Source organism: Sphingobium psychrophilum, assembly GCF_012927105.1.
GTDB lineage: Bacteria > Pseudomonadota > Alphaproteobacteria > Sphingomonadales > Sphingomonadaceae > Sphingobium > Sphingobium psychrophilum.
Genome location: NZ_JABBFV010000055.1, coordinates 1 through 4557 on the forward strand (window position 1 = coordinate 1; position 4557 = coordinate 4557).

General features: G+C 54.0%; 4 protein-coding genes and 2 pseudogenes. 3 read left to right on the plus strand and 3 right to left on the minus strand.

Annotated features, from left to right (window positions below):
* Both HHL08_RS24955 and HHL08_RS24960 read left to right on the plus strand, forming a co-directional pair.
* A pseudogene (locus HHL08_RS24955) lies at nucleotides 1–88 on the plus strand (IS5/IS1182 family transposase); the annotation flags it as partial.
* A gap of 877 nt (nucleotides 89–965) precedes the next feature.
* Complete coding sequence (locus tag HHL08_RS24960) at nucleotides 966–1766, plus strand: transglutaminase family protein (protein WP_169575550.1); 801 nt, start codon at nucleotides 966–968, stop codon at nucleotides 1764–1766.
* 163 nt (nucleotides 1767–1929) lie between these two features.
* On the opposite strand, the gene HHL08_RS24965 is transcribed toward HHL08_RS24960, so the two are convergent.
* Complete coding sequence (locus HHL08_RS24965) at nucleotides 1930–2898, minus strand: IS630 family transposase (RefSeq protein WP_169575551.1); 969 nt, start codon at nucleotides 2896–2898, stop codon at nucleotides 1930–1932.
* A 358-nt stretch (nucleotides 2899–3256) separates the two neighbouring features.
* On the opposite strand from HHL08_RS24965, the gene HHL08_RS24970 reads away from it, so the two are divergent.
* The gene (locus tag HHL08_RS24970) at nucleotides 3257–3448 is read left to right on the plus strand and encodes an excalibur calcium-binding domain-containing protein (protein ID WP_235955312.1); all 192 of its coding nucleotides are present in this window, start codon (nucleotides 3257–3259) and stop codon (nucleotides 3446–3448) included.
* Nucleotides 3449–3748: 300 nt separating this feature from the next.
* Here HHL08_RS24970 and HHL08_RS24975 read toward each other — a convergent pair whose 3' ends face one another.
* Both HHL08_RS24975 and HHL08_RS24980 read right to left on the minus strand, forming a co-directional pair.
* Nucleotides 3749–4195: a MucR family transcriptional regulator gene (locus tag HHL08_RS24975; RefSeq protein ID WP_096062081.1), complete on the minus strand. Its 447-nt coding sequence runs from the start codon at nucleotides 4193–4195 to the stop codon at nucleotides 3749–3751.
* Between the two features lie 273 nt (nucleotides 4196–4468).
* Nucleotides 4469–4557, minus strand: a pseudogene (locus tag HHL08_RS24980) (IS5/IS1182 family transposase); the annotation flags it as partial.

Here is a 4557-nt window from a genome sequence, read left to right on the forward strand (position 1 = left end):
GGACTTTGAACAGACCATCGCATCGGCAACTGCGTGGCTGTTCATAGCTTCCATCCAGCTATTCGCGCGTCGCATCGCAAGACTATGAAATTTCATCGGATAATTATGAATCAGGCTCTAACCTATATATGGCTCGACATAAATCTGTCACTCACAAGGCGCCGCACAAGATTGAATCGCTTGAAATTTAATGACGAACACCACGGCAGTCGATGACGATGCATCTGTGAGATCTATCGCCCTCAATGATCGCGCCGCAGATTTAACGGCAGATGAAGGTGCCGGTGGTTGGATAAATAGTTAATGACAGGGGCAAAGTTGAACTGACGACTGCCGGCACGTAGCCTCCTTCGACTATCGTCGCGCTTGGCTCGATCCAAATGATCTGACAGATCACATTTTTTGGGCATGTCGAATATCAGCGGCGCAGGACGATGGCACTGAATGCTATTGCGGATTGGCCTCATTGACACCGTGAGGCGCAATACAACATGATCCACGAAGCGTACGATTGCGCATGTGACACCACATATTCGCGGCGCGCGCGATCCGGTGACGCGTTCACGCAGGCCGCCATTTACGTCTTGCCCATAGCCTGATCGATTAGACCTTGATTTGCCTGGACTCTATTGTAATCAGACCCCTGCAAACGTAGAAAAACATGGGAAATCACCAAAGAATCTGAACGAACTTGCCAATAATCAGACTTGTTTAAAATTCCTGCGCTTCTTGATGCAGAGCTTATTAACAATTTTTTCGGCATATTAATATGACAGACAATGGGTCAGGCCCCATGCGCAGCCCGCCGTCGAATAATAGTCCGATGGAGATAATTAAGTAAAAAATTCATTGATGTATTTTATTACATCATTAAAATATTGAGATCGTTTTGTGTATTTTTTGCTTGATAATATCAATAGAACAATATCGATAGCATCTTTAAATAGATTGTTAGTTCTTTATAAATGAGTGACAGATTTTCATTTCTCGCACAGCTTGATGATAAAGATATTATTCTTGATACAGCGTCTTTGATTCTTAGCGCCCTCGATTATGATAATATTTCGTTCGATCCATATATAGATCTACTTAAATCTATTGGTGATGAAATCGAATTTGTCAGCTCCTTGTCGTCCGGAAGTGATATTGCTGCCACTCTTGTGGATGTTATTGCTTATAAATTCGGCTTTTCAGGCAAGAGGGCGAGTGGAGATTCCCGGTTAAGCGCTGGCCTGATGCCCGTCATCGACCGGCGCGAAGGGCCGCCGACATCTTTAGCGATACTGTATGTTTCAGCAGCACGACGAATGGGTTGGGTAGCCGACGTAGTTAGCCTGCCACCCCAAATTCTGGTGCGCGTGGGGCCTGCAGACCATCCACGTTTTATCGACCCGTCCACGGGAAAAATTCATGCAAGTGCGCCCCACTTGAGCGGCGGGCCGGCATCAAGGTGGCTGGCGAAGATCGTCCCCGCGAACGACAATTTTATACCGATATCGAACAGAATGGTACTCGTTTTGTCGTTGACCGAGGAGGCAAATAGCGCTGAGCGGAGTGGAGATTATTCAAGAGCGATGAAATTACACGAGCGCATAGCAATCATTGCCCCATCGCATTGTGAGGGATGGTGGAATTTGGCGGGCATGCAAACGAGGCTCGGACACTTCGACGAGGCTCGACGGAGCCTGTGGGCCGTGCTTGAAATCACCCGCGACGCAGCCTGTCGCCAGATAATCGCATCTGCACTCGTCAGGTTGGGAAGCTAAAGGGAGCACCTCGGTGGGCAGGCCGCCGGCACCACATGCTTGGGCGCGAGTGCCTGGAACGCGCCATTGCTGCACGCCCGTCACGCCAGCCCCTACGGCGCGAAGGGATGGCATCGACTGGCCTTCCCCTAGCCCGGCACCTTCAGACTAGAGCAGAATCCGATCATTCTGGTTCATATCCGGCGGCAGAGAAGTAGTTGGCGCATACCTTTGGGGTGAAGCGCGGCAGGGCATCACGGATCGCATCCCACAGGTCGGCAACATTTCGTGCGGCAGCCTTTCGCAGGATAGCCTTGAGTTTGGAAAATGCCATTTCGATCGGATTGAAGTCGGGCGAGTATGGCGGGAGGAAAAGCATCTGCGCGCCTGCCGCCTCAATGGCTTCCCGATCAGCAGCGCTTTTGTGGACGGGGAGATTGTCGAGGATCACGACGTCGCCCTGTCGCAGCGTCGGCACAAGTATCTGCTCGACATAGGCAACGAACCATTCGCCCGTCATAGGCCCATCCAGGACCATGGGTGCGGTCATACCGGACAGTCGCAGCGCTCCTGTAAACGTCGTCGTCTTCCAATGGCCATGCGGGATCGGTGAACGACATCGCGCGCTGCGTTTTGCGCGACCGCGCACACGAGCCATCTTCGTCGAAGCGCCAGTCTCGTCGATGAAAACGAGATGTTCGGGGTCAAGATCAGGCTGGGCGTCGAACCAGGCCTGACGCCGCATGGCAACGTCGTGCCGCTCCTGCTCGTTGGCGTGCACCGTTTTTTTGAACGTCATCGCGTGACGGTCCAGAAAGCGCCAGATCGTGCTTGCCGCAAAAATGGCGCCATGATCCGTTCGGAGCATCGCTGCTATCTCCACCAGCGTGATGTCCACCTGATCCTCAACTGCCATCAGTATCGCCGTGCGATAGGCTTCAATGCGTTGTGACCGCCGGTCACCGCCCTGCGGCTTTGCTCGAGCTGACCCCGTCTCCCGCCACTCGCGCACCCAACGGATCGCACTGGCCGTGCCGACACCAAACCGCTCCGCCGCCGCCCGCCGCCCGCCGCCCGCCGCCCGCCGCGACAATCCTGCATCAACGGCTGCAATCACGCGAAATCGAAGATCGTCAGATATGGATTTCGTCATGCCACGCCGACCTCCCCTCGGCCGACACGATGATCAGACTTCCAACGGAAAGGGAATCCCCAGCGACTCTGTCAGGTCGGATTATGCTCTAGGTGATCGTCATTTTGGAATGCGCAGAAACAGATCATTTACCGCGCTGAACTATTGCAGCCTGATGGTGACTCAAAGCTTCGCTCTCAAAGCCCTCTTTGGCGCTATCATTTTCGGCGCTCTAATCGGAACCGCCATACGCCTTTTCGAGTCCGGGCAGATCATGCCATCGCCCGCACGCGAAGATAGCTGGCCGCCGACCCGCAATACCATAGGAACGGTGCAATCAATGTCCGCCGTGGAATTGGACGCTCAACAGCCCAACACGATGAGCTTTGGAAGGGCCGCACCTACGCTACGGACGGATGCTTCGTCTGGGGAGAACGGATGGTCCTATGGTAATTGCCGCGAGGTGCGTGCTGTGGGTGCTGCACCGTTGCGCCGGGGGCAGCCAGGCTACGGACCCCATCTGGATGGCGACGGAGATGGTGTCGCCTGCGAACCCTATTATGGGCGATAGGCAGCTTTGGGCTGCCCGCGACTGACCGCGGCCTGCTCCGGACAGATTGGGACGTCCAGCGCGCGAAACCAACGTCTTCTCGCTCAGCTATACGACCTGTCAGCGATCAGGCTGACGGCCCATGATCATATCTATGCGCCGCCCGACCGCCTTTGAGATCGGATTCGCCCGCCTGTTTCCCACGGCGTCTGGAACATATTTGGCGCGGTAAAGCGGGCGATCCTACACAGCTTGAGAACCATCCAATAGAAAGCGCCCGACGGCAATCACGTCGATGACGATCCGCCGCCGGTCGAGACATTATGCTACCGGTTCAGCACCCTTCTTGGCGCGCGCAGGGCGACCCAGTTTTACGCCCGGTTTGCGCCCCAGCCCGATCTTGAGCGCCAGTTCCTTGCGCTGTTGAGCATAGTTGGGAGCTACCATGGGATAATCGGCAGGGAGGTTCCATTTCGTCCGATAGTCGGCAGGCGTCATCTGATAATGTGTCATCAGGTGCCGCTTGAGCATCTTGAGCTTTTTGCCGTCTTCAAGGCAGACAATGTAGTCGGGCTTGATCGATGACCGCACCGAAACGGCAGGTTCCTGCCTTACTTCTTCAACCGGGACAATCTCGCCCAAGGTGGAAAGCGCGCCATGAACGTTGGCAATCAGCGTAGTGATATCATTGACCGCGACGCTGTTGTTGCTCACGTGCGCGGCAACGATATCCGCAGTCAAGGTCATGAGGTTTTCGGAATCTATCATATCGACTTTCAATTTTTGCGACCAAGGATAGGTTGGTCTTTGGCATCATATGTTCGAAATTACTACTGCACAATCGTATAACAATTCGTCTGCGAGAAAAAGCTGAGCACCGTTCATCGAAGTTGCAGTAGCAATGGGCTCACCTGTATGTGTAATCATTGTCGGACCGCTCCTGAACTGATCCCGACGTGGCGAGAATATGCCGGGTTCAACATCCGGCAGCCCAATGTGGAATTCGCCTCAGAGCCTGATTCATAATTATCCGATGAAATTTCATAGTCTTGCGATGCGACGCGCGAATAGCTGGATGGAAGCTATGAACAGCCACGCAGTTGCCGATGCGATGGTCTGTTCAAAGTCCT